This window comes from Caenimonas sp. SL110, from assembly GCF_001044395.1.
Taxonomy (GTDB): Bacteria; Pseudomonadota; Gammaproteobacteria; order Burkholderiales; family Burkholderiaceae_C; genus Ramlibacter.
Map to the genome: position 1 here is coordinate 105,065 of NZ_JANU01000059.1, position 21,420 is coordinate 126,484.

The 21,420-nt window shown below is 59.2% G+C and carries 17 protein-coding genes; 5 read left to right on the top strand and 12 right to left on the bottom strand.

The annotated features are described in order from the left end of the window. Positions 1–40 precede the first annotated feature (40 nt). Both AQ12_RS20300 and AQ12_RS20305 read right to left on the bottom strand, forming a co-directional pair. Positions 41–1,243: a bifunctional 2-polyprenyl-6-hydroxyphenol methylase/3-demethylubiquinol 3-O-methyltransferase UbiG gene (locus AQ12_RS20300; RefSeq protein ID WP_202967524.1), complete on the bottom strand. Its 1,203-nt coding sequence runs from the start codon at positions 1,241–1,243 to the stop codon at positions 41–43. 125 nt (positions 1,244–1,368) lie between these two features. Next, the gene (locus AQ12_RS20305; protein ID WP_053076823.1) at positions 1,369–2,151 is read right to left on the bottom strand and encodes a GntR family transcriptional regulator; all 783 of its coding nucleotides are present in this window, start codon (positions 2,149–2,151) and stop codon (positions 1,369–1,371) included. A gap of 101 nt (positions 2,152–2,252) precedes the next feature. On the opposite strand from AQ12_RS20305, the gene AQ12_RS20310 reads away from it, so the two are divergent. The 3 genes from AQ12_RS20310 to AQ12_RS20320 are packed head-to-tail and all read left to right on the top strand — an operon-like array spanning position 2,253 to position 5,830. Further along, positions 2,253–3,224, top strand: coding sequence for a tripartite tricarboxylate transporter substrate binding protein (locus tag AQ12_RS20310; RefSeq protein ID WP_048441782.1), 972 nt, complete (start codon positions 2,253–2,255; stop codon positions 3,222–3,224). Positions 3,225–3,255: 31 nt separating this feature from the next. After that, entirely contained in the window at positions 3,256–4,638 is a 1,383-nt protein-coding gene (locus AQ12_RS20315) for an FAD-dependent oxidoreductase (protein WP_048441783.1), read from the top strand. Between the two features lie 37 nt (positions 4,639–4,675). Next, positions 4,676–5,830 carry an alpha/beta fold hydrolase gene (locus tag AQ12_RS20320; protein WP_048441784.1) on the top strand — a complete coding sequence of 385 codons (1,155 nt, stop codon included), beginning with the start codon at positions 4,676–4,678 and terminating at the stop codon, positions 5,828–5,830. A gap of 7 nt (positions 5,831–5,837) precedes the next feature. Here the strand turns inward: AQ12_RS20320 and AQ12_RS20325 are convergent, their stop codons facing one another. Beyond that, positions 5,838–6,314, bottom strand: a complete 477-nt coding sequence (locus tag AQ12_RS20325) for a JAB domain-containing protein (RefSeq protein ID WP_053076824.1) — start codon at positions 6,312–6,314, stop codon at positions 5,838–5,840. Between the two features lie 69 nt (positions 6,315–6,383). Here AQ12_RS20325 and AQ12_RS22565 point away from each other — a divergent pair, with 69 nt between their 5' ends. Continuing rightward, positions 6,384–6,599, top strand: coding sequence for a helix-turn-helix domain-containing protein (locus AQ12_RS22565; protein WP_082151706.1), 216 nt, complete (start codon positions 6,384–6,386; stop codon positions 6,597–6,599). Between the two features lie 49 nt (positions 6,600–6,648). On the opposite strand, the gene AQ12_RS20330 is transcribed toward AQ12_RS22565, so the two are convergent. Next, positions 6,649–6,930: a hypothetical protein gene (locus AQ12_RS20330; protein ID WP_048441785.1), complete on the bottom strand. Its 282-nt coding sequence runs from the start codon at positions 6,928–6,930 to the stop codon at positions 6,649–6,651. Positions 6,931–7,975: 1,045 nt separating this feature from the next. Then, complete coding sequence (locus tag AQ12_RS22570) at positions 7,976–8,368, bottom strand: HNH endonuclease (protein WP_082151707.1); 393 nt, start codon at positions 8,366–8,368, stop codon at positions 7,976–7,978. A 196-nt stretch (positions 8,369–8,564) separates the two neighbouring features. Between AQ12_RS22570 and AQ12_RS20335 the strand changes: the two genes are divergently transcribed. After that, complete coding sequence (locus tag AQ12_RS20335) at positions 8,565–9,614, top strand: nuclease-related domain-containing protein (RefSeq protein ID WP_238587782.1); 1,050 nt, start codon at positions 8,565–8,567, stop codon at positions 9,612–9,614. Between the two features lie 67 nt (positions 9,615–9,681). Here AQ12_RS20335 and AQ12_RS20340 read toward each other — a convergent pair whose 3' ends face one another. From AQ12_RS20340 to AQ12_RS20370, 7 genes are read right to left on the bottom strand one after another with little or no spacing between them, the layout of a single operon-like run. Beyond that, complete coding sequence (locus AQ12_RS20340) at positions 9,682–10,983, bottom strand: McrC family protein (RefSeq protein WP_048441786.1); 1,302 nt, start codon at positions 10,981–10,983, stop codon at positions 9,682–9,684. Positions 10,984–10,993: 10 nt separating this feature from the next. Next, the gene (locus AQ12_RS20345; RefSeq protein WP_053076825.1) at positions 10,994–13,234 is read right to left on the bottom strand and encodes an AAA family ATPase; all 2,241 of its coding nucleotides are present in this window, start codon (positions 13,232–13,234) and stop codon (positions 10,994–10,996) included. A 25-nt stretch (positions 13,235–13,259) separates the two neighbouring features. Next, positions 13,260–14,384 carry an HNH endonuclease gene (locus AQ12_RS20350; protein ID WP_048441787.1) on the bottom strand — a complete coding sequence of 375 codons (1,125 nt, stop codon included), beginning with the start codon at positions 14,382–14,384 and terminating at the stop codon, positions 13,260–13,262. Then, on the bottom strand, positions 14,384–16,174 hold the full coding sequence (locus AQ12_RS20355) for a restriction system-associated AAA family ATPase (RefSeq protein ID WP_048441788.1): 1,791 nt from the start codon (positions 16,172–16,174) through the stop codon (positions 14,384–14,386). Before AQ12_RS20355 ends, AQ12_RS20350 begins: the two co-directional genes overlap by 1 nt. Further along, positions 16,171–17,721 carry a restriction endonuclease subunit S gene (locus AQ12_RS20360; protein WP_048441789.1) on the bottom strand — a complete coding sequence of 517 codons (1,551 nt, stop codon included), beginning with the start codon at positions 17,719–17,721 and terminating at the stop codon, positions 16,171–16,173. Before AQ12_RS20360 ends, AQ12_RS20355 begins: the two co-directional genes overlap by 4 nt. After that, positions 17,718–19,427, bottom strand: coding sequence for a class I SAM-dependent DNA methyltransferase (locus AQ12_RS20365; RefSeq protein WP_048441790.1), 1,710 nt, complete (start codon positions 19,425–19,427; stop codon positions 17,718–17,720). The genes AQ12_RS20360 and AQ12_RS20365 overlap by 4 nt, the downstream gene beginning before the upstream one ends. Positions 19,428–19,442: 15 nt before the next feature. Next, positions 19,443–21,356, bottom strand: a complete 1,914-nt coding sequence (locus AQ12_RS20370; protein ID WP_202967525.1) for a type I restriction-modification enzyme R subunit C-terminal domain-containing protein — start codon at positions 21,354–21,356, stop codon at positions 19,443–19,445. Positions 21,357–21,420 lie beyond the last annotated feature (64 nt).

The window sequence follows — 21,420 nt, forward strand, 5'->3', positions numbered from 1 at the left end:
GACGCTCAGTTGCCCTTGGGCGGGGGCGAGGCCGTCAGCCTCAGTGGAGGACCGGCATCAGGGCCAGAATCAGGCTCAGGCCACCGAGCCGCAGGCGCATGTCCTTTGGCGACCGGCGCCTCGTGACCAGCCATGCTCCGACCAGCGCCGATGCCAGGAGTGCAAAGTAGATCGCCGTCCCCTGCGCGGTGGTCCATGCGAACTGGTGCGCATCGTCCACCAGCTCACACTCGAGCCACCAGGCGGCAGCGACAGCACCTGCGGCCCATCCGACGAGGCGCAGCGCGGGGAAACTTTCAGGTACCCGGCCCAGCCGCAGGGCCTGATCGTAGAGCTCGTCCAGCACGACCTTGCCTGTCGGCTTTCCCTTCCAGAGGGTGAGCCGCTCATCGAGGGCACCCGCCAGGCGGCGGATCGTTCGTAATGCAGTCGCGGGCCGAAGCAGATGCCGCAGCGGCCGGTGCGCCGCGAGCACACGCGTGACGCGCTCGTGATTGCCTTCGATGCGTGATTCGCATGCGGCGGCCTTGTCAGCCGCCCTGAACACCATGGTCAGATTGCCGCCGTCGGGCGAGAGTCGATGGTCAATCGCCTGCAGCCCATTGCAACTGGCCAGCGCCTGCAAAGTCGCGACATTGAAGTGATAAAGGTGAGCCGCGTGAAACGTGCTGCGGGGAGATTGACACGTCGCCTCGATGTTGGGCACTTCCACGACAAGCAGACCCTGCGCAGCCAGCACGTGGCGAAGCTTGCGGAGCACCGCGCCGGGATCCTCCGTGTGCTCCAGGACATGCCAGATCGTCACCAGATCGCGACTTGCCGCCTCAAGCTCGACATCCCCGATAAAGCCGCGCCGGATGTCCAGGGCGTATTCGCGCTGGGCGTATTGCGCGTACCCGACGTTGGGCTCCACCCCCACGACATGCAGCCCAAGCCTGGTGAGCAGGTAAGAGAACTCTCCGCCGCCGCTGCCCACGTCCAGCACACGCATGCCCGGGCGCAGGAAGCGCTTGATCCTGGACCACCTGTCCAGTGCTACCCGGCCCGCGCGAAGCACATGCCTGGGCCGTGGCTCGAATGTGTTCTTGTAGGCGCGGCGGTAATCCTGCTCGTAGAACTGGCGGGAATCGAACGGCCGGGGATCGACCCAGACCAGCCCGCAACCTTCGCAAGCGACGGTGCGCAGCGCCGCGCCATTGCGATCATGGGAGCCGACGACGGTGGCCAGGGAGCCCCGACACAAGGCACAGGGGAGCGTGGTGCATACGGGGGCTGCAGGTGGGACTGAAGTCATTGCAACGGGATTACATCCGAATTGCGCAACGATGCACAGGTCACACAGCGCAAAGCCCGCATGAGCATGAGGCTTCAGGCGGCGGACACGTCCAGGCGCCGATTGTTTGGCGGAATGAATGACTCGAGGTAGTAGAGCGGCTCGCGGCCGGCGAGCGCCGCGCTCTCCAGCAGCATGCCGCGCGTGCCGGCCTTGACGCCTGCAGCGTCCGCAGCTTCCTGGGAGAACTTGACAAAGGAGACGCGCTGACGCATCTCGGTCACCAGCATGTTGCTCTCCCCGCCGAGCAACTGCTTGAGGTTGGCGCCGGCTAGCGTCTCCAGCGGCGCGGCTGCGATGCCGGGAAAGGCGTCCGCGCGGAAGTAGAAGCGATTGAACAGGTTGAACTCCGCATTGACGCTGATCCGGCGCGCGATCCGCACGACCGCACCGTCGGACGGACCCAGCCATTCGGACCACGGGCCACGCTCATGAATCCGCTCGCGCGACAGCACTTTGGGGAACAGGGGCAGAAACCGGGGCTCTCCCTCCCCCCCCAGGAAACGCAGGTAGAGAGGCGAGTCGATCGCGGCGCGACTCTCGGCGACATAGGTGCCGCTGCCTTGCGTGCGTACGAGCAGGCCTTCGTCGGCCAGGTCCCGCAGCGCGCGCTGCACGGTGCCCAGGCTGAACCGCGTGAGGCGCGCCAGCTCACGCTCGGGTGGCAGCTGGCTGCCGGGTTTCCAGTGGCCGCCGCGGATGGCCGCAGCTAGCGTTTCGCGCAACTGCGCGTACTTCGCCAGGCCGGGCACGACCGCACGGGCGTACTGGTCCATCAATTGGTTGGAATCGCTGTTTTGGTTCATCTCGGCTGCCATCGGGCGGTATGGTACCTCGACTGCCTTTTTGACATGTGCTCTATAGCACTGTAGTATTGGCTCATTGAAAACGTAAAACGGTCCACCGAAGGAGACACCCCATGACTGTGAAGAACCTGATCGTTTCGCTCGCCGCCGCAGCGGCCGCGCTAACCGCCCATGCCGCTGACCCAGTGCAGTGGCCCACGAAGCCGGTGAAGATCACCTTCGGCTTCCCGGCGGCAAGCGCCACCGATGTGATCGCCCGCACCGTCGGCCAGAAGCTGTCAGAGAAGTGGGGCCAGCCCGTCGTGATCGAGAACCGGCCTGGAGCCGGTGGCAATCTCGGCAGTGAAATCGCGGCACGAGCGCCTAACGACGGCTACACCATCTTCTTCGGAACCGTAGCGAACGCGATCAGCACAACGCTCTACAGCAAGCTGAACTACGACTACCTGAAGGACTTCACCCCGGTCACTCTGGTGGCTACGACGCCGCTGGTGCTGGTGGCGAACCCGTCGCTGCCGGTGAAGAACGTCAAGGAGCTCGTCGACTACGCCAAGGCGAATCCCGACAAGCTCAACTTCGGTTCGGGAGGTGTAGGCACGTCCAACCACCTGGCCGGTGAGATGTTCAAGGCTGAGACCCGAACCCAGGTGACCCACGTGGCTTACAAGGGCACGCCGGCCGCCTATACCGACCTGTTCAGTGGTCAGGTTTCGCTGATGTGGGACAACATCGTTGCCGTGACAAACCATGTGAAGACCGGACGGCTCAAGCCCCTGGCGGTCACCAGCGCGAAGCGCTCCGCGTCGCTGCCGGACGTGCCCACCATGGCTGAATCCGGGTTGCCGGGATTCGAGGCGGTGTCCTGGATCGGGGCGCTGGTGCCGGCCGGCACGCCGCAACCCATCGTCGACAAGATTCACACCGACCTCGTCGCCGTGCTGCGCATGCCGGAAGTCAGGGAGAAGCTCGGTGCACTGGGCGCCGAGGTGGTTGGCAATACGCCCGAGCAGTTCGCGGCTTGGAATCGCAGCGAGATCGCCAAGTGGGCCAAGGCCATCAAGGAATCCGGCGCGCGCGTGGAGTGAGCCCGGGCGCAACATCAACGAAAGAACCAGCATGACCAGGACCAAGATCAATGAGCCAGCGCGGGAGACCCCGGTGCTGATGGAAGCGGACGTCGTCATCGTCGGAGGCGGCACGACCGGGCCAATCGCAGCAATCGCCGCGGCGCGGCGCGGCAGCAAGGTAGTGCTCATCGAGCGCTTCGGCTCCCTGGGCGGCATCCTCACGCTCGGGCTGAACACCAAGCCCTCGGGCGCCATCATCGGGGGCATCCCCCTGGAGATCTGGAACCTCGCCCGTACAGTCGGCGGCGCGGGCGACGACTACATGGCGACGACCAAGACAGGTGGCGTGAAGATCGCATCGCCGACCGATCCGGAAATCATGAAGATGCTGCTGACGCGGCTGTGCGTGGAAGCCGGCGTCCAGATCCTGTTCGAGACCTTCGTTTCAGCACCGGTTGTCGAGGATGGCGTGGTGACCGGCGTGATCATCGAAGGCAAGGGCGGACGCCAGTTCGTCGGCGCCAAGGTGCTGATCGACTGCTCTGCCGACGCCGACATGGCGGCCAAGGCCAAGGCGCCCTTCGTCATGGGCTCCGGCGGGGCCGATGCAAAAATGCAGCCGGTGTCGATGTACTTCATCATGAAGAACGTCGATCTGAACCGGCTGGCCGAATGGGCACGCACCTGCGACGACATACCGGCGCGCGCGATTCCCCCGGACGAGGCGGGCCTGGCCTATGGACTGTGGCTGACGGGCTTCAACGGCATGCTGCGTCGCTTCCAGGAAGAAACCGGCGTGAAGCTGCAGCGCGACAACATCACGCTCAAGACCGCCGACGGCCAGATGTACGTGAACGCCACCCGCGTGCTCGGAGTGGATGTGTTTTCGCCCAAGGAATTCACCGCCGCCATCCTGGAGTGCTACCGCCAGATCGAGGGCGTGTGCCGCTTCCTGAAGGAACGCGTCCCCGGCTTCGAGGCGGCCCGCCTCGGGCAGGTATCGCCCATCCTGGGCGTGCGCGAGACGCGTCACATCCTGGGTGAATACACCCTGACCGGTGCGGACTCGCGCGGCGAGACCCGGTTCGAAGACACCATCGCCGCCGACAACTCGGCACTGGACATCCACGACCCCAAGGGCGGCGACGTCGACTTCCAGAGCATGCCCCCGTACGAGATTCCCTACCGTTGCCTGGTGCCGCAAGGCGTCGAGCAACTCCTGGTTGCGGGGCGCTGCATTTCGGCAGACCACGAGGCGCACGCGCGTTCGCGCAACATGCCGGCGTGCATGTCCATCGGCCAGGCCGCTGGCGTCGCGGCGGCCATTGCGGTGGAAGAAGGCGTTTCGGTGCGCAGGGTCCCCATCGCAAAGGTGCAGGCTGCGCTGCGCGAGCTAGGCATGCCACTGCACGCTGAAGACGTGCCCGCCTGATCGCGCGCGGTAGCGGGATGCAGCAGGACAAGAGCCGATGAATGCTGACGTGCTTTATGGCCAGGAGATCCTGCCGCAGGGCGTGCGCTCGCGCCTGGTCGACAACAACAACGGCTGCACGATGCACGTGCTGGAGGCCGGCTTCGCGCAACCCGGCCGGCCGTGCGTGCTCTTGCTGCATGGCTTTCCGGAGCTGGCGTTCAGCTGGCGCAAGCAGCTCCTGTCCCTGGCTGCGGCTGGCTACCACGTCGTCGCACCGGACCAGCGTGGCTACGGTCGCAGCAGCGGTGCAGGCGTCGGCTTCGACGACGACCTGATGCCCTACACCCTGATCAACCGGGTGAGCGATACCGTGGGGCTGGTGAAGGCGTTGGGCTACGACAGCGTGGCCGCAGTGATCGGACATGACTACGGCGCTGTGGTTGCCGCCTGGTGTGCGCTGCTGCGCCCCGATGTCTTCCGCTCGGTCGTGCTCATGAGCGCCGCCTTCCCCGGGGCACCGATGCTGCCCAAGGGCACCTCCGGGGCCCCGCCCAAAGGCACATTGCCTCTCTCGGGTCTGCCTGAGACGCTGGCAGCGCTGCCGACGCCGCGCCAGCACTACCGCTGGTACTACTCGACACGCAATGCCAATGCAGACATGTGGCACTGCCCGCAAGGCGTCCACGACTTCATGCGGGCGTACTTCCACGTCAAGAGCGGCGACTGGCCCGGCAACGAGCCGTATCCGCTGGCTTCGTGGGCCGCCAGCGAAATGGCCCGGCTGCCGACGTACTACGTCATGGAGCTGGGCCAGGACATGGCGCAAACCGTCGCCCGGGAAATGCCCGCTGCCAACGAGATCGCCCGCTGCGCCTGGCTGACCGACGCCGAACTGGCCGTCTATGGCGACGAGTACGGACGCACCGGGTTCCAGGGCGGCTTGCAGGGCTACCGCGTCGGCACCGACCCGCGTTTCAGCGGTGAGCTGAAGGCCTTCTCGGAGCGCACCGTCGACGTGCCGGCGATGTTCATCTCAGGCGCGAGAGATTGGGGAACCTACCAATCGCCCGGTGCGCTGGAGCGTATGAGCGAGATCTGCACCCGGTATCGCGGCACCCACCTGATCGAAGGCGCCGGTCATTGGGTGCAGCAAGAGCGACATGAAGAAGTAAACGAACTGCTCAAAGAATTCCTCATTGCAGTGCGATGAGGGCAAATCAGAGCAGCCCGGACTCCGCCATCGAGATCGCACCGCAGTCACTCGTGATGATGTGATCGAGCACACGAACTTCGACGAGGCCGAGGGCGAGCTTGAGCGTTTGCGTGAGCGATTCATCGGCCTTGCTGGGCAGGCACATGCCGCTTGGGTGGTTGTGATGAAGGATGACGCAAGCCGCGTTCTTCGCCAGCGCCTGCCGCGCCACCTCGCGCGGGTACACAGCGGTTTGTGAAAGCGTGCCGCGAAAAAGCGGCTCGTAGTCGATCAGGCGGTTGTGCGTGTCGAGATACATCACGGCGAAGACTTCGTGCGTGAGGCCCTGGGCCTGCAGGCGCAGGAAGTGCATGACGGAAGATGGGTTGTCGAAGACATCGCGGCGCTGGAAGCGCGAGCGCAGGATGGACAGGGCTTGGAGGATGGTGAGGTCTTCTTCCAGCGGGTGGAGGGGCGGGAAGAAATTTGTCGCGGTTGCCATCAATTTTCCTGTCACCAATGTCACGATTAGTGCGTGGCCTAATAGTGTACAAGCCGCGAGAGTCGATCCGTGGCAAAAAATCTACGTCAACGGTTTGGTGAACGTGTTCGAGAGCTTCGGACGGCCGCGGGGTTCTCGCAAGAAGCGTTCGCGGACAAGTGCGGTTATGCGCGCAGCTATATGTCGCGCGTGGAACGGGGGACGGGCAATCCGTCGCTCGATGCGATTGAGGTGTTTGCGAAGGCTTTGAGGGTTGAGCCGGCGGAGTTGTTCAGTCGAACGTGATACGTGTTGAGGCGATCAGGTTGTCCAAGCTCGCAAGGCGCGATTGCGATTACTTATCACCTCGCGTGACGGCATTCATTCGCTTCCAGTCATCCGGACCGTAACTGAGCCCCATCCTCCTGCACTGAGCTGCTTTCGCCAGTTCCTGTCGCACTGCTGCCGCATTGTCCGCAGGCACGATTCTGGCGCTCAAGCGAGTCTCCATGTTCTTGATGTCCAGATCGCGGGGGCACTGCGGTGCGCCATTGACATACTCGACGGGGGGCAAACTCTGCGCAAGCGCCGCCCCCGAAACCACGACAGTCACTAACAACGATGTAGTCTTCTTCATCTTTCCCTCCAAAAGCCGCCGATGAGTTCCGGCATCTGATGATGCACAGAGGTCGGCGGATGCCTTGATCTTCGCTCACTCGAATGAAGCGCCCGAATCGCGGATGTTGATGCTGGACATCAGGGCTCCGGCGGGAGGGGGCAGGTCAAGTGAACTTGCTCTTCTTCACAACATGCTCCTGGGGGGCTTTCATCATGCCGAATTTCTCTGTAACTGAACGGTCCCAAATCCGGGTACAGGGTCAGAAGCCGGAAATCTCTACTGCCGAGCGGTACTAGGTTGAGTACAGGGTCAACGCGCTTCACAGCAAGCAAGCGATTTCACTTCAAACCCGAGGAACGTTTCGTCGTGCTAAAGCGTTGGGGACGCGTTTTCGCCTTCGACTGGTTAGAAAACGGCAATCCAGGCGCAGAATTGCTGGAACAAGCGGTGTAGCAAGGTCCAAGCAATGCCCACGGCCATCGGTAGTGACTTTTCAGATTCCGCCAAAACGAGTAAAGCAATGCTTTGGCCGAAATCTCCCCTTGGGGTAGCTGAGGGACATTCTCCACCTCACCCAAACTTCCGGGTCGCGTGGAGTCAGCAGTGTGACCCGCTGGGGATCTGAATGCGCAGATTGGCGATGTAGAACCTGTGTAAGCTCTGATCGAAGACGATACGCGGAGGCTGATATGGCGCGAATTACCAAACAGTTTCTAACGAGCAGGCTTCGCTACCGCGACTATGAGATGGATGACGTCGAGGTCACGGTGACACCAATGTCAAAGGTGGCTGCCGCCAAAGGCACCTCCATTTGGCTGAACTTGCATTCTGGACGATCTCGTCGCCAGGCAATCGCTCTATCGCGCGAGGATGTGCGTTCGCTTAGCGTCGAACTTCTTCGCTCACTAGAAACGGATAGAGAACTGCATGCCGCTTTGAAGGAATACTTCGCTCTAGGGCGACACGATCGCCCAATCGAGGGGTGATCCACAGCAATCCGGATTGGGCTTTGACATCCCAATTCAGAATTCATTCGTCCTTGTAAAACTGTCCAGCAGACGGCTTAGGTCTGACGATTTACGACTTGTGGACGAAGGTGCATCAGCTGCCCGGCCTTAGCAGGCAGTCTTTGAAACGCATGCCACCTATCGCGCGCGAGCCGTGCCTGCACTATCTGTACGAACCGCTCGGGACTTGGAGGGTCGCTTCGCTTGTGTCGCGCTTGGTTGCAACGCCGACATGCCGCGACGATGTTACTTTGGTTATCACCTCCACCCTCACATCGCGGCACTAGATGCTCGGCAGTGCATTGCAATTGTCTGGCCTGACGTCGGGTGTAGCCGAATAGCTGGATCAGTTCATGGGGTAAGTGCATCCACATTTCGAACCCGCAGTAGAAGCATCGGCCACCTTGCAAATGGAATGCGGCGAGTCTAGAACGGTGAAGAATTTTCATCAGGGACTCCAGTTAAGGTTGTCCCCGATGGCCTACAGCTCAGAGCGGGCATCGGCGGTTATCCGGCCGATGATGCTGCGCGTTGCGCGACAGCGGTCCCAGAAGCCTGGGCGCACGATTAGTCTAGCCCCAAACCGTGCGCTTAGGAAGTTAGCGATAGAGCGGTAATACGAAACTTCCCCCAGCCCTTCAACGCTTGGCCGTACAGTTGTCCGCGCACTGCTGCGGCGATAAGCTGCGGCACTACAAAAACATTCAGGAGGCTGAATTGCTATTAAAAACCGCCGACGACAAATCCAAGCGCCTTTCCCTCCTTGAGGACTTGCAAAAGTCGCCGTTGCTCGATGCAAAGCAAAAGACATGGCTTCGTCAAGAACTCGGGCGCTTCCGCAAAGGCATTCAGGGCGAGCGGGATTCTGCCTACTACCTTGATCAGTACTTCAAGGGAGGCGAGAACCACGTCGTCTTGCACGATTTGCGGTTCGTCGTGGATGGCGACGTTGCACAAATTGATCACCTGATCATCAATCGCGGATTCGGCATGTACCTGATTGAGACAAAAAACTACGGGGGAAGTCTTTCGATCAACGATCACGGGGAGTTCACCGCTGAATACGATGATGACCGATTCGGCATTCCATCTCCGATTGAGCAGAGTCGCCGGCACGAACGCATTCTGAAGCGACTGTTATCGACTTTGGGCATTGCTAATCGCACCGGTGCTTCAATTGATTGCCACCACTTGGTGATGCTTCACCCCAAGGCCATCATCCAGCGGCCCCCAGCTAAGATCTTCGACACTAGCAACGTGATCAAGGCCGACCAGTTTCCGACCTGGCATGGTCAGTTTGTCGAGAAGACCGTGGGTTTCGCCGGTGCACTAAAGATGGTCGTGAACGTTCGGTCACTGGACACGGTTAAGGAGTGGGGCGAGATGCTCATGCGACAACATCGGCCCGCAAACCTATTGGACCTGCCTGACTTTATGCAGCCTCGTGGCCGGGCTGCGACGCCGGCGGTGAAGGGCGAACAGGTAGCTGCACCGGCGACTAACATCGGGGCGCAATCGCCGGTCCTCTCTGTGGCTGCTCAATCTTCTGGGGGTGAAAGCCAGCCACTGGCGCGGAAACTTATTTGCGCTCACTGTAGTTCGAAGATCACGTTTCCTGAAGGGAAGTTCTGCTGGAACAACGAAAAGCGTTTCGGGGGACTTCAGTACTGCAGAGAGCATCAGGCGTTGTTCTGAAATCTTCCTGAGTTGCTCGCTCAACCATTTTTGCAATGAACTAGGTGACGTTCAAAAGGCGTCGGTCTCAAGGGCGAGACAGTAGCCGGCCGACAATGCCGGTCAAATCACCCATCCGCAGCGGAAGGCGGTCGTCATCGACGTCGACACACAATATGCGGACGGTGGCCGCGACCCCATTGATCGGCGGCAGTCGAAACTCGGTGTTGACGGCTGCAATGAGCCCGTGGTGCCGCGGATATATCAACGCCAGCTCCGTACATCGGAAAGCAGTGGCATACGCGTTCATCTGATACATGTCCGCTTCGCTCGGCACTTGTCGACCTTTGCGATCCAGCTCCAGGAGCTTCCATTTCGTGTCTGCGATCGCCACGACTTCGGAGCCTCGCTGAATCACAAGATCGGGCCGGAGCGCAAAGCTCGGCTCATCCCGACCTGCCGCTGCCACCATGGCCAGTGTGCGAGTGGAATCTTGAGTCAGCACCTGTAGGTCGGGATGTCGGCTCGCTTGTCGTCGCAAGGTGTTTGCCACAGCCGACTCGAACAGCTTGTTCATGTCAAACAGCAACGCCGGGGCTTCGTTTCGACCTGCTCTAAGCGCGGGCGCCAAGAGCGCCAGAATCCAACGGGCCCAGTCAATCGCCGTTCGGTAGCGCTCGGCGCGCCTATCGAAGTTGAGCCGAACCACCTCTACCGGTGTGAGCTGTCCATCGTTGACCTCATCGAGAACGCCCAGAAGCTCAACCCATCTGCGGTTAAGTTCAACGCTGCGAATCCATGGCCTGGTGACCCGAATCGCCTTCTTCAACACGCGGTTCCATACGTTGTCGGCAGTCAGTTCGTCGAACGCACAAGCGATGAGGTCGGGGCGATTCGCGTGAACGCCCATCTGCCGTCCGACCACGATACGGCCACGCACGAGGCACAAATCTTCCTCGTGCTCCTGGTACTGCCTGAGCAGGCCACCGCGAAGGACGCTGCTGACTGAATCAAAGAACGCGGCAATGAAGGCTTCGAGTAGGGGCGCGCGGCGCAGATGTTGCCCTGCAGGGAGGTGCTGAAACTGAGGGAAGCGGTCGGTCAGCTTCAGAAGACGAAGCAGAACTCCGCGACATTGCTCCGCCGTGTCGTTGCCGCCTTGAGTCTTTGGCAGAACCTCCAAGACGCGCCCGCCCAGACTGACAACGCCGCAGTACTGCGCGAGCTTTAATTTTCGGTGGCCCAGCTCGCAGAATCCGCGCCTTAGTTCGCCGATCTGCGCGAGAGCCTCAGCCTCTGCCGGGGTCAGGCTTCCGCCAACCCCTTCGGCAGTGATGGGGATAGGCTGGTGCTCCAGCGCTGTTAGGAACCTCGCGGACGCGGCAGTCATTTGCTGCTGGTTAGGCGGTTGGGATCACCCCAGGCGCATCTTCATAGATGCCGCGAAAGCCGCTGGCTGTCCAACTTGCTGGCGACGTAACAATGAAGCGCGAACGATCCCCTGGGCCCCCGTCAAGTTGCTGGCACCCGAACAGGCCACCGAAGCTCAATTGCTCCTCTTTCACGAACGCCTGATCCCCTGTCGTTGAGAGCACCAGAGCAACGCGAGAGAAGTCGTCGAAGAAGTACTCCTGCAGCAGCGGAATCAACTGCTTTGCGAACGCCTCCCTAACGCTGTCTAGGGTCTGCGCCTTCATCAAGTAGGCGTGGCCAATGCGGTGGTCGCGATCTAGCAGGTACTCCAACCGGTCGTTGATCCGCCTAAGCAGCGAACCAAGCTGGACACCTTCGACGACGGTGGCCAGCGTTTCATAGTCCGGCCCGCGCTCTTCGAACTGGAAGCGCCGCCTCAGGGCAACATCCAGGAGCGCGATCGAGCGATCCGCCGTATTCATCGTGCCGTAGATATCGAGATTCTTTGGCACTCCAAACGGCCGCTCAGCTGAGTCTGCCTGCTCCTCACCCGGCAGGTGCACTGCCAGACCCTCGACCAAGCGTCCCTGCGCGTCAAACACCGCGCGCTTGTCCGGCTCGATCAACGTAATCAGCTCGCCAAAAACCTTGGCGATGTTGGCCCGATTGATTTCATCGATGAACAGCGCGTAGCGCTTGCCAGGGTTCGCATGCGCCTCGTCGCAGATCTGCTTGAACTTGCCGTCAACCAAGCGGAACTGCGTTGCTCCATCCTCGGCGATCCTGACCGGCCGAATTCCACGCACGAAGTCTTCGTAGGTGAACGAGGGGTGAAAAGTCACCACCTTGTACCGATGGATGGCTTCCGTGGCTGCCTTCGGTCCGGCCTTCAACGTCCGCCAAAGTTGCGCTGACTCATCATCCTGTTCTTGCCAACCAGGTATCAGCTGCCAGTCGCCAGCTTCGCGTTTGTCGAAAAGGTACGGTGGCCGGCGGATGCTGATGTTGACTGTCTTGCTGGTCTCTGGTGTGTGCTCCTGCAGGTATCCCCACAGCGTGGCCTGAACGCCGGCCGGCGCCCTGCCGCGTTGCTTTGCCTTCGCGTGGACCCACCGATGGGCTCGGATCTCTGGCACCCTTGCCGGGTGCCCCAGGTCGGCCAGTGCCGCCGCGATGACACTGCGCCAGCCATGTACCGTCAAGGTCTCCTGTAGCCAGCTCTCGGGGTCGACGTCGTTGGGGGCGTCGGTGTAGTCCTTGAAGCGTTCTCGCAACCAGTGAGTCTTGCCGGTCCCAGGGGGGCCATACACGATCAAGTTCGTCGGTGCCGCCATCTGCGGGACTGGTGTGGCGGCAGCCTTCTGTTTCGATGACTCCGCAGCCGACGGCTCTTGGACTACTGGTACTGCAACCAGCTCCTCATCCTGTTTGGCTGAGCGCCACTGCGCCTCCAGCGGCGGCTCGTAGAAGTCCAGCGCCTTGCCGGGGTACTTCGCCTCGCAGTCTCGCCGCAGCTTGAGTAGCGCGTCATCAAGCTGCCGATCCGTCCAACCTTTCAACTGCGACCGCGATGCGACCTTGAAACCCTCCAGCACAGAGATCCTGTCTCGATTGGAAGACATGCGCTCAACCCGATCCGGATAGGCGAAGTAGCGCAGCATGTGGCGGAACTGCCGATCGCCATCACGCTGCACTGATTCAATCCACTCCACGAATCGTTCATAGTCTTCAAAGATCGACTTGCGATCCGAAGTCGACTTCGATTTCATCGACTGGGCAAGTGCAATCAGGTAGGCCAGCTCCTTCCACCGCAGGTTGTTGTAGGCGGTCCCCGCAGAGCCAACTCCCTGCACTACCTCAGATTCGAGCATCGGGTTGTCAGGCGGGAGCGTCTCCCCAGACCACGACCAGACGTCACGAACATGCTGGCGCTTCTTCTCGGCTCCGACATTTGACGGAAACAAGAGGAGCACCCACATCATTTCAGCCATCAATTGGCGGCCGGCTGGGCTCGCTGCCTCCATCTGACCTCGTAACTTGGTCATGAAGTCGTCGTCGCCAGCATCCAGATGGTCGACGAAGGCCGAGCGCAACTCCTCAATCAGAGGTGGGGTCCAGAGCGAGCGATCGCTCAGCAAAGATCCATCCGCCCAAAGGCAACGCTCGATCCATCTTTGCGCCGCTAACAAGAGGCGTGTGACATCGCGGTCGTGGAATTTGCGAGCCATGATTGAGGTCCAGTGCTAGTCATAGTTATGGAGCTGCGACACCCAGCTTGCCAGCATCGAACAAGCCAACAGCCTTGCAGGCTTGTAGGAAGCTATGCTTCAGGAAGTTGCCGTTGGCATATGGCGACTTTTGAGTGTGCCGACTGACATCTTGGAGGTACTTTTCTGGCGGCTTGCCTTCTGCGCCAGTAGACTTTTCATTCCAGCGCCATTCATCCAACACTTCAACAAGCCACGCCGTTCCATCGACACCGAGCAGCTTTGCTCGGTAACGTTCCTCAATGCCGTACACATCTTTCCAAGTCTCGATTTGATCTGCAACTCCTGCCGGGCCGAAGGAGAGGTCAACCTCCGCAGGCGTCATCGTCTGGAGGTCTACCCGCGTCAGAGTCACCTTGATATCGATCCCGGGGTGAGCCTTCGAGAAGGGAAAGAAAACCTTCCGCCTCGTCGCAGCACGGGTAGGATCTTTTGGCGTGAACGCTGGATCTTTGCTGGTCTTGTAACTGCTATTGCAGTGGTGGCACGCCGGAACAAGATTTCGGAAGTTAATGGAATTAAACGGGTATATCGCTTTGGGCAAGTAGTGGTCATACGCCTCTCGCCTTGAGTGGTACTCGCCCAAAAGGTCGCTAATTCCACAGAATGGACACTTGTCCCCATTGTTCTTCCGCACAAAGGCTTTGTAGTGACTGGTGATGTCGCCGATCTTGTCTCTCAGCGCCGCCAGGCTCAGCAGCGAGTCCGAGTACAGGCCCTTGAAAAAGTCTGCCAGTTGTTCGCTGAGGACAGGATGTGAAGCAGCAATGTCAACATAGCGAGCGAGATGCACCCTCGGCCCGTTGGCACACAAGTCTTCCAGACTGTTGTTGCCCTGATGCCACCGTTTGAACTGCGCGATCTCACGCCGGGGCAAGCCTGAGAAGCTTTCATAAATGGCCTGCACCTGTGCGTAGAACCGATCGCCAGCCTGCGTATCGCCGTAGGCAAACGATGTCATCACCTCTTTGAGTGGCGGATTGGCGTCAAAAAGGTCCAAGGAAAAGGCACCTGCCTTCGGTGCGCGGCACCAAACTTGGTAGACGATGAAATTGATGAAGCGATGCATGCGCTCCATCTGATGTGGAACATAGGTGTAGGCGAACAACATCAGGCCGTCACCTCCTCGGGGCCCGTCTGATCGCTAGCAAGAATTGCCTGGATCAACAGTACCTTTTCCACCGAATCACCGAGCTGCTTCTGGATCTTTGCGATCAGTTCTTCCTTGCTCTCGCCACCCTGCTCAAAGCGGGCGCGCAGTTCGCCCAGCAGTTCTTGTGCGTGGCCGCCGATCGTCTCGCGCTTACCAAAGGTCGTCATAGTGATCTTGTTGATGGATGCGCCCAGGGTGTTGTAATCAGGGCGGCTGATCGTGACTAATCCGCTCTCTCGGTCCTTCTCGAAGACCAGCACTTTTTCCGGTTTGCTATCCGAGATAAGGAAAGGCGAGTGCGTGGTGATCAGCATCTCTTGCCCTACTTTTCCCGAATCGGATAGGCACTGGCGCAGGCGGGTAATGAAGTTAGCGCGCCAATTCGGGTTGAAGTGCGTCTCGGGCTCGTCGAGTAGGAATAGGCTGTTAGTCCCCCGGAATAGCAGACACAAGCCGAGGCTGTGCAGCAACTGATGCTCGCCGTCCGACAGTTCCTTGAGCATCATCGATCGCGTCACGCCCTGTTTGGAAAAGCGCACGAATTTGAAACGCATGATGCGCTGGTCAGACGCCAGCGTTGGCACAGTCTCACTGACGTAGTGACTAGTTGAACGGTACAGATCGGCCTTGAGCGCATCGCTTACGGCATAAAGATTAAGCGTCAGCAGTACCTGAAACGCCTGGAACAGGGCCAGCGGCGAGCCTTCGAAGTTCTCACGAAACGCCTGCTTGACACCGTCATTCACCCAGTAGTCGAGCACCAACGTGTCGGTGGCTGCATCGACGTAACTCAATGTCGCACAGCGCTTGAGAGCGCTCACTATCAGCGAGGACTTCTCATCGCCCTCGATCAACTGCATAAGGTTCAGGCGGTAGTGTCGGTCGCCGGCGTCATCCGTTTCCGCGCGCAAGGCGGGGTTGCTAGCCACGATGTCATCAAGTGATTGGCGCTGGTTGTGGTCCTCGCTGGCGAAGTCGGCGAGTTGGTCCGGCGCAATGGGGATGCTGCGTCGGAGGATGATGCGAAACTCCCGCAGCGCCTCGATGCCGATATCCTCGCGGAAAGGCTGCAGCGTGGCATGGTCCTGAAATAGCAGGTTGCACAGCAAGATCGCTTGACTAAAGCCGTTATCCAAATAGGCCAGCCGTGTGTCCGGGTGGCCGGGATAGCTCAACTGCCGGTGCAGCGAATTCCAGTATTCGTCGAACTGCACAAAGCGCAGTTTGAAGAACGGCAGGCTGAGAATTTCGTTCTCGCCGGACGAGTAGCCCAGCACGTACTGGGGCAACAGAATGTCGGCATGACCACCTTTGAATGCCTCATAAACGTCCGTATCAAAGGCGCTCTGGTTCGCCCACTGGAAGCGCACAGACTCGCCAGGGGCTTTCCAGACGGCGACCCGAGCCCACTCCGGGCCATCCGGGCGGATGTATTCGGGCGGGACACGCATTAGGTAGTCCAGCTCAAACGCCGCTGGAAAAAAGCCCTGATCCGCGTTTTGCAATAGCTCGGGCAGAAAGCTGCGCCGCACACGCAGGATCTCCAACTGAAAGAAGATTGACGCTAGCGCTTCGAGCAGGTTGGACTTGCCGCTCCCATTAGAACCAGCGCACACAAAGGGCGCAAAAGCTTCGGGCTCTGTTAGTTCGTCCTGCAAACTCCATTCAGTGCGGAAATGATGCTCAAAACCAAAGGGCAAGCTGCGAAAGCCGGCTGGGTCGGTGATTTTGAGGCGCAGCAATTTCACGCCTGTACAGCCTTGAGTTCGATATGGTTGCCCGCGGCATTAAACCCCTGCGTCAGAGTGCCATCGGCCAGCGCATCGAACACCCACGCCTTGATGTGCTCGTAGTCGTTGGCGCCTAGCGCGAAGTCGTTGTCCGGGTGCATTTCTGCCAGCCGGGTTTGCACCGCCGCCATGAAGTGCTGCACCAAAAACGGCGTGCGGCCCAACTGACCGCGATAGGCCTCCAGCCACTGCGCGATCAAACCCACGCGCGCCTCGGCGCTCTCCTGCGCAGCGAACGGGTTGTCGCTCTCAGGCAGGTTGACGGCCAGGTTTTGGAGGGTGGCACTGTGTAAGGGTACTACTGCCACAGGTCCCTCTTCTTCAGCGCGTATGCCCGGCGACGGCACGCGCGATAGATCCAGTTCGCCCTTGAAGGCCTGTTGGCTCAACGCGCCGTGAAGCGTTTCCAGATCGGCGAGGCTTTGTTGGCAGGGGATTTTGATCCTATAGACATTTTTCACTGCCTCCGAAAATTGGATTTGAAGATCCTTCGGAGGACGAATCATTGGCGTGCTGTTACAGACAGTCTTGTTCATGTAAGGAAGCGTCGTCTGCGAGGCGTTCTGATACATGTACTTTTGTTGGAACCATAAGGAGTACATAAAAAACTCCTCGCTCATCACCTTTGAGACTTGAAAGGCATGAATTTGCTGGTTTATCACCATGTCACTACCGGTGATACTGACAACACCCAAGTCGCCAACGCAGGTTAATAGCACGCTTGATTTCGGAACAACTCTCGCACGGACTTCTTGGATCTCTTCATCCGACAAGCCGATTCCGCCGCGCGATCTCTCCGTAACTCCGAGGGGCTGCAGGTCACCAGTTGTAACCCATGGTGTTCCTCCGCTAAATGTCTTCGGCTTATCTCGTCCAGGGACAATGCAATCTGCGTAGTCAATGGCAGTCTTCTTCTCCCAGCCTTTCTCATTGCGCATAGGGTCCCCAAAAAGCTCAAGAAACAAACTCTTGAGCAGGTCGTCGAGTTGTTGCAGCTGCTGTTTGCGCTGGGCGATCAGCCCTTCCACTTTTCCGAGCAGATGGTCAATCTTGATTTGATCGGCCAGGGGAGGAAATGGGATTTCGAGATCAAGAAAGTCTGCTTTTGTTAGGCTCCGTCTACGCGCGACAGCTCCCTGCATGCGCGACGCGTAAAGACTTCTGGCCTGGGACGACCGCAGATAGCGCTCAAGATAAGGAATGTGGCAATCCGCCTCGTTCTTGAGCCTCCAGATATCGTAGGCCGGGCTCACAATTCCCGCTGGATATTTGGTCTGAAATCCCAGTACGCCTTCGTCAATTGGGAATCCGACGACAAGCTCATTCTTATATGCGATGCGGTAGTTCGACGTGTCTGAACTGGCAATACGCTTCTTGAACTTGTCTGCTTGGTCCACCAAGCCATGTTTCATTGTGATTGAAAGCACTGGAAGGTCCTGACTACCAGCACGGTGGCGACCAGACTGATCCAAGATTTCACCAAGGGGTTTGGCCGCCCAACTCATCCCACCACTCCCTTCAGCTCCAGCAGCTGCCGCACGATCCCGCTTTTCACCTTTACAAGCTCCGCCTCATCCACATCGCCCACCTCGGCCTGGATCAACCGGTCCAGAATAACGGCCGGCGAGTCGTAGTGAACTTCCTCGAACACGTCATCCTTGTAACGGGACAGCGAAAGGTCGAAATTGTTCTTCTCGTCTGCGATCTCGGTGCGTGGCACCAAAAAGCATTTGGCGGTGCGGTCGGTGTCAGCGGCCTGGCTGCGGGCGTGGTATCTGACAACGATGTCCTGCAAGTCGCCATAGCCCTCCTGCTTGCTGCGTTTGTCGTCCAGCGAATAGCCGTCGGCGGCCATTTCGTAAAACCAGACGTGTTCGGTGGCGGGCTTGTCCACTTTGTCCTTCGGCCCCCAAACCTTTGTGAACAGCAGGATGGCGGTGCTGACCCCGGCATAGGGTTTGAACACGCCACTGGGCAGGGTGATGACGGCTTTGAGGTCGCAACGCTCGACCAGCAATTGGCGCAGCGTTCTGAAAGCGCCGCCGGAGCCGAACAGCACGCCCTGCGGCACGATCACACAAGCCGTGCCGCCCTTCTTCAGCAGGCGATAGATGTTTTCGACAAACAGCAGCTCGGTCTTGGTGGTGCCCAGTTGCAGGTTTTCGTTGATGTCGCCCTTGTCGATGCTTCCGGTAAAGGGCGGGTTGGCCATCACGATGTCGTACTCGGATTCCTCGGTGTAGCTCTTGCTGAGGGTGTCCTTGTAATCAATGTGCGGCACGTCGATACCGTGCATCATCAGGTTCATCAGCCCCAGACGCACCATGGTTGCGTCGATGCCGTAGCCCCACAGTGAGCTGGCCAAAATGGCTTGGACCTTCTCGGTGAGGGCCGCAGCGAGCGATGTGCGGACAAAGCCGTCTTCATCGGGCGTGAGATTCGTTGTGCCGGCCTTGATAGCCAGTTGCGTGACGATGTACTGGTAGGCACCGAGCAGGAAGCCGCCGGACCCGCAGGCCGGGTCGGCGATCTTGTGGCCCAGCTGCGGCTGCACCAGATCGGCCATCAGCTTGATGATGTGGCGCGGGGTGCGGAACTGGCCGTTCTTGCCGGCGGTGGCGATCTCGGACAGCAGCATTTCATAGACGTCGCCCTGGATGTCCTGGAACGCCTGGCCCTTGTCCTTGGAGTCCTTCTCCATCACCTCGAAGATTTCGTCGATGGTTTTCACCGCCTCCACCAGCAGGGCTGGCTTAGGGATGATGAACACAGCGTTCTTCATGTGGTGGGTGAAGTTAGACTCCGCGCCGTTCAGGTCCTTGAGGAACGGGAACACGTTGTCTTGCACGTGCTCCAGCATCCGATCTGCCGGGCTGACGAATTTGAACTCACTCCAGCGCAAACTGCGCCTTTCGATCGCATACCGTTTTTCGTCTTCCAACTTCTTCAGGCGCTCCTCTGGCGAGTCTTCGTCACGAAGATTGGCCCTGAACCTCGGCGGAATCCACTTGCCATCGAACTTCGAGGAGTATTTCTCACCCGTGAATTCGGCGTCTGACTTGCGCTTCAGGTCTAACTCATCCAGCCGCTTCATGAACAGCAAATAGGTAATCTGCTCAATGGCCGTGAGTGGGTTGCTGATGCCACCGCTCCAGAATTTGTTCCAGAGTTGGTCAATCTTGCTTCTAAGTTCAGGGTTGTTTTGCAGCATGGGGGTGCCTGTGTGCTATGCAGCTAACCGTTCGGTGAGTTGCAAGATTTCGTCAATTTCGCTGGGGCTGAACACACCGCGGATGCCCCGGGGGTGGATGACCGTGAAGGGGGTGTTGATCAGGTCTCGCTTCTCTACCTTCTCGCGCTCGACGATGAAATTCTTCAACAAGTTAAGGAACTCCATTTGGCGGCTAGACAAAGTGGTGTGAGCCCGGATGAACTGGTCAAACGCAGCGCCGACTTGGTCCGGGAAGCTTCTGAGTACCTCAATACCCAGGATGTGACGTATGAATTGGATGAACCGTGCCTTGCGGTTCTTGTAGACCTGCTGAAGCAACGCCTCGGTAATGTGCGGATGTTCTTCATGCAGAAGCGCGGCCAGTGCATCGGCTTCATCGGTACTCACGGCGTCGCCGTTCTTTATCTTCTGCAGCACTGGGTTGTGCTCGGTCATTTCGGCAATCAGCGACTCGACCATTTCGCGATAGCGAGTGATGCTCACCGCTTCATGCTGCGGTCCGAACTCGACCCATTCCTTCTTGTGCAGCTCGTCGGCCAGATCGAGATGCATTTGGTCCTGGCCGGTGGTTTGCTCTCGGAACTTCATCAGTGGGCCAAGCTTCGCAACCAAGTCGTCGTAGGAGTCTTCATCGGCCTTGGCCCAGTAGTGCGCGTTCTGCGCTGCGCGAATCAGCACCTCTTCCTGCTTTACGAAGCTGACCGAGAGCGGAAGCTCGCTGATTTGTTCCACGATGCCCTCTTTGATCGTCTCCGCCCTCTCCTTCTCTTCACTCAGCAACGCCAACGAGTATTCAAGAAGATCGCGCTCGAAGCGCATGGCCTTGAAATCGGCGTCGGAGACGGTGCGAAACAAGGGCTTGATCTCAGCACGCAAGAATTCCAGCCTCTCGTGCGTGACGCTGATCCAGAAGTCTTCTTCTTCGAGTCGAGCCAACGCCGTAGTAGCCTCCTTGATCACCACTGACTCTTTGGGCAGCACCGCAATCTGAGAGCGGAGTTTGACGATCTCGCGATCGGTGATATCAGGCAGACCACTGTCGTTTGCCTTTTCGATCTTGTCGAGCCGAAGTCCGACCAGCCGTACCGGCAATGACAGTTGCGGCTTCAGTTCCTTGCCCTTGGGGTTGAGCTTGAAGTAATCAAAGTTGTCCCAGCAATCCAGAATCAGGAAGACGTCTTTCTCAGGACACCATGGCTTGGGCTTGTTCGCCTCCAGCAGCCGAGTGCCTCGCCCTACCATCTGCCAGAACTTGGTGTACGAGAAGACCGGCTTGGCAAAGACGAGGTTGACTATCTCGCGCACATCGATACCGGTGTCGAGCATGTCGACGCTGATCGCAATGCGGGGCATGTCGTTGTTGGTGAACTGGTCGAGCAGGCCGCCTTTGCCGTAGACGCGCGGATCGTCTGAGACCAGCACCTTGGCCAGTTCGCCGTGGTACTGGGGGAACAGCTTGTCGAAGATCTCCTCCATGCGGCGCGCATGCGCCTTCGTGGCGCAGAAAAAGATGGTCTTGCCAGGCAACACGCCGTTGGAGTCCTTGATTGCTTCCTCCATGAACTCCCGGACGATCAACGTGTTCGTGCCCTTGTTGATTACTTGCTTTTCGAGTTGCGTGCCCTCGAAGTTGATCTCCTCGATGTCCTTGCCTTGCAAAATCAGCTTCTTCTGGTCCTCCAGCGAAATAGTCCGCTTGCTGATGCCCTCCATCTGAAACTTCGTCTGGATCTTCATGACTTGGAAGTTGCAGAGGTACGGAGGAACGTTGTTCACGGCCTCCTCGAAGGTGTAGGCAAAGGTCGGCAGGCCGTCTTCACAGTGGAAGAGCTGGAAGGTGTTGTGATCGATGATGTCGGTAGGCGTCGCCGTCAGACCCAACGTAATTGTCTTGAAGTAGTCGAGCACCTCGCCAAAGGTGTTTGAACCACCCCGGATCTCGTGGAGGCTGTTTGGTTTAAGTCAGACCGAT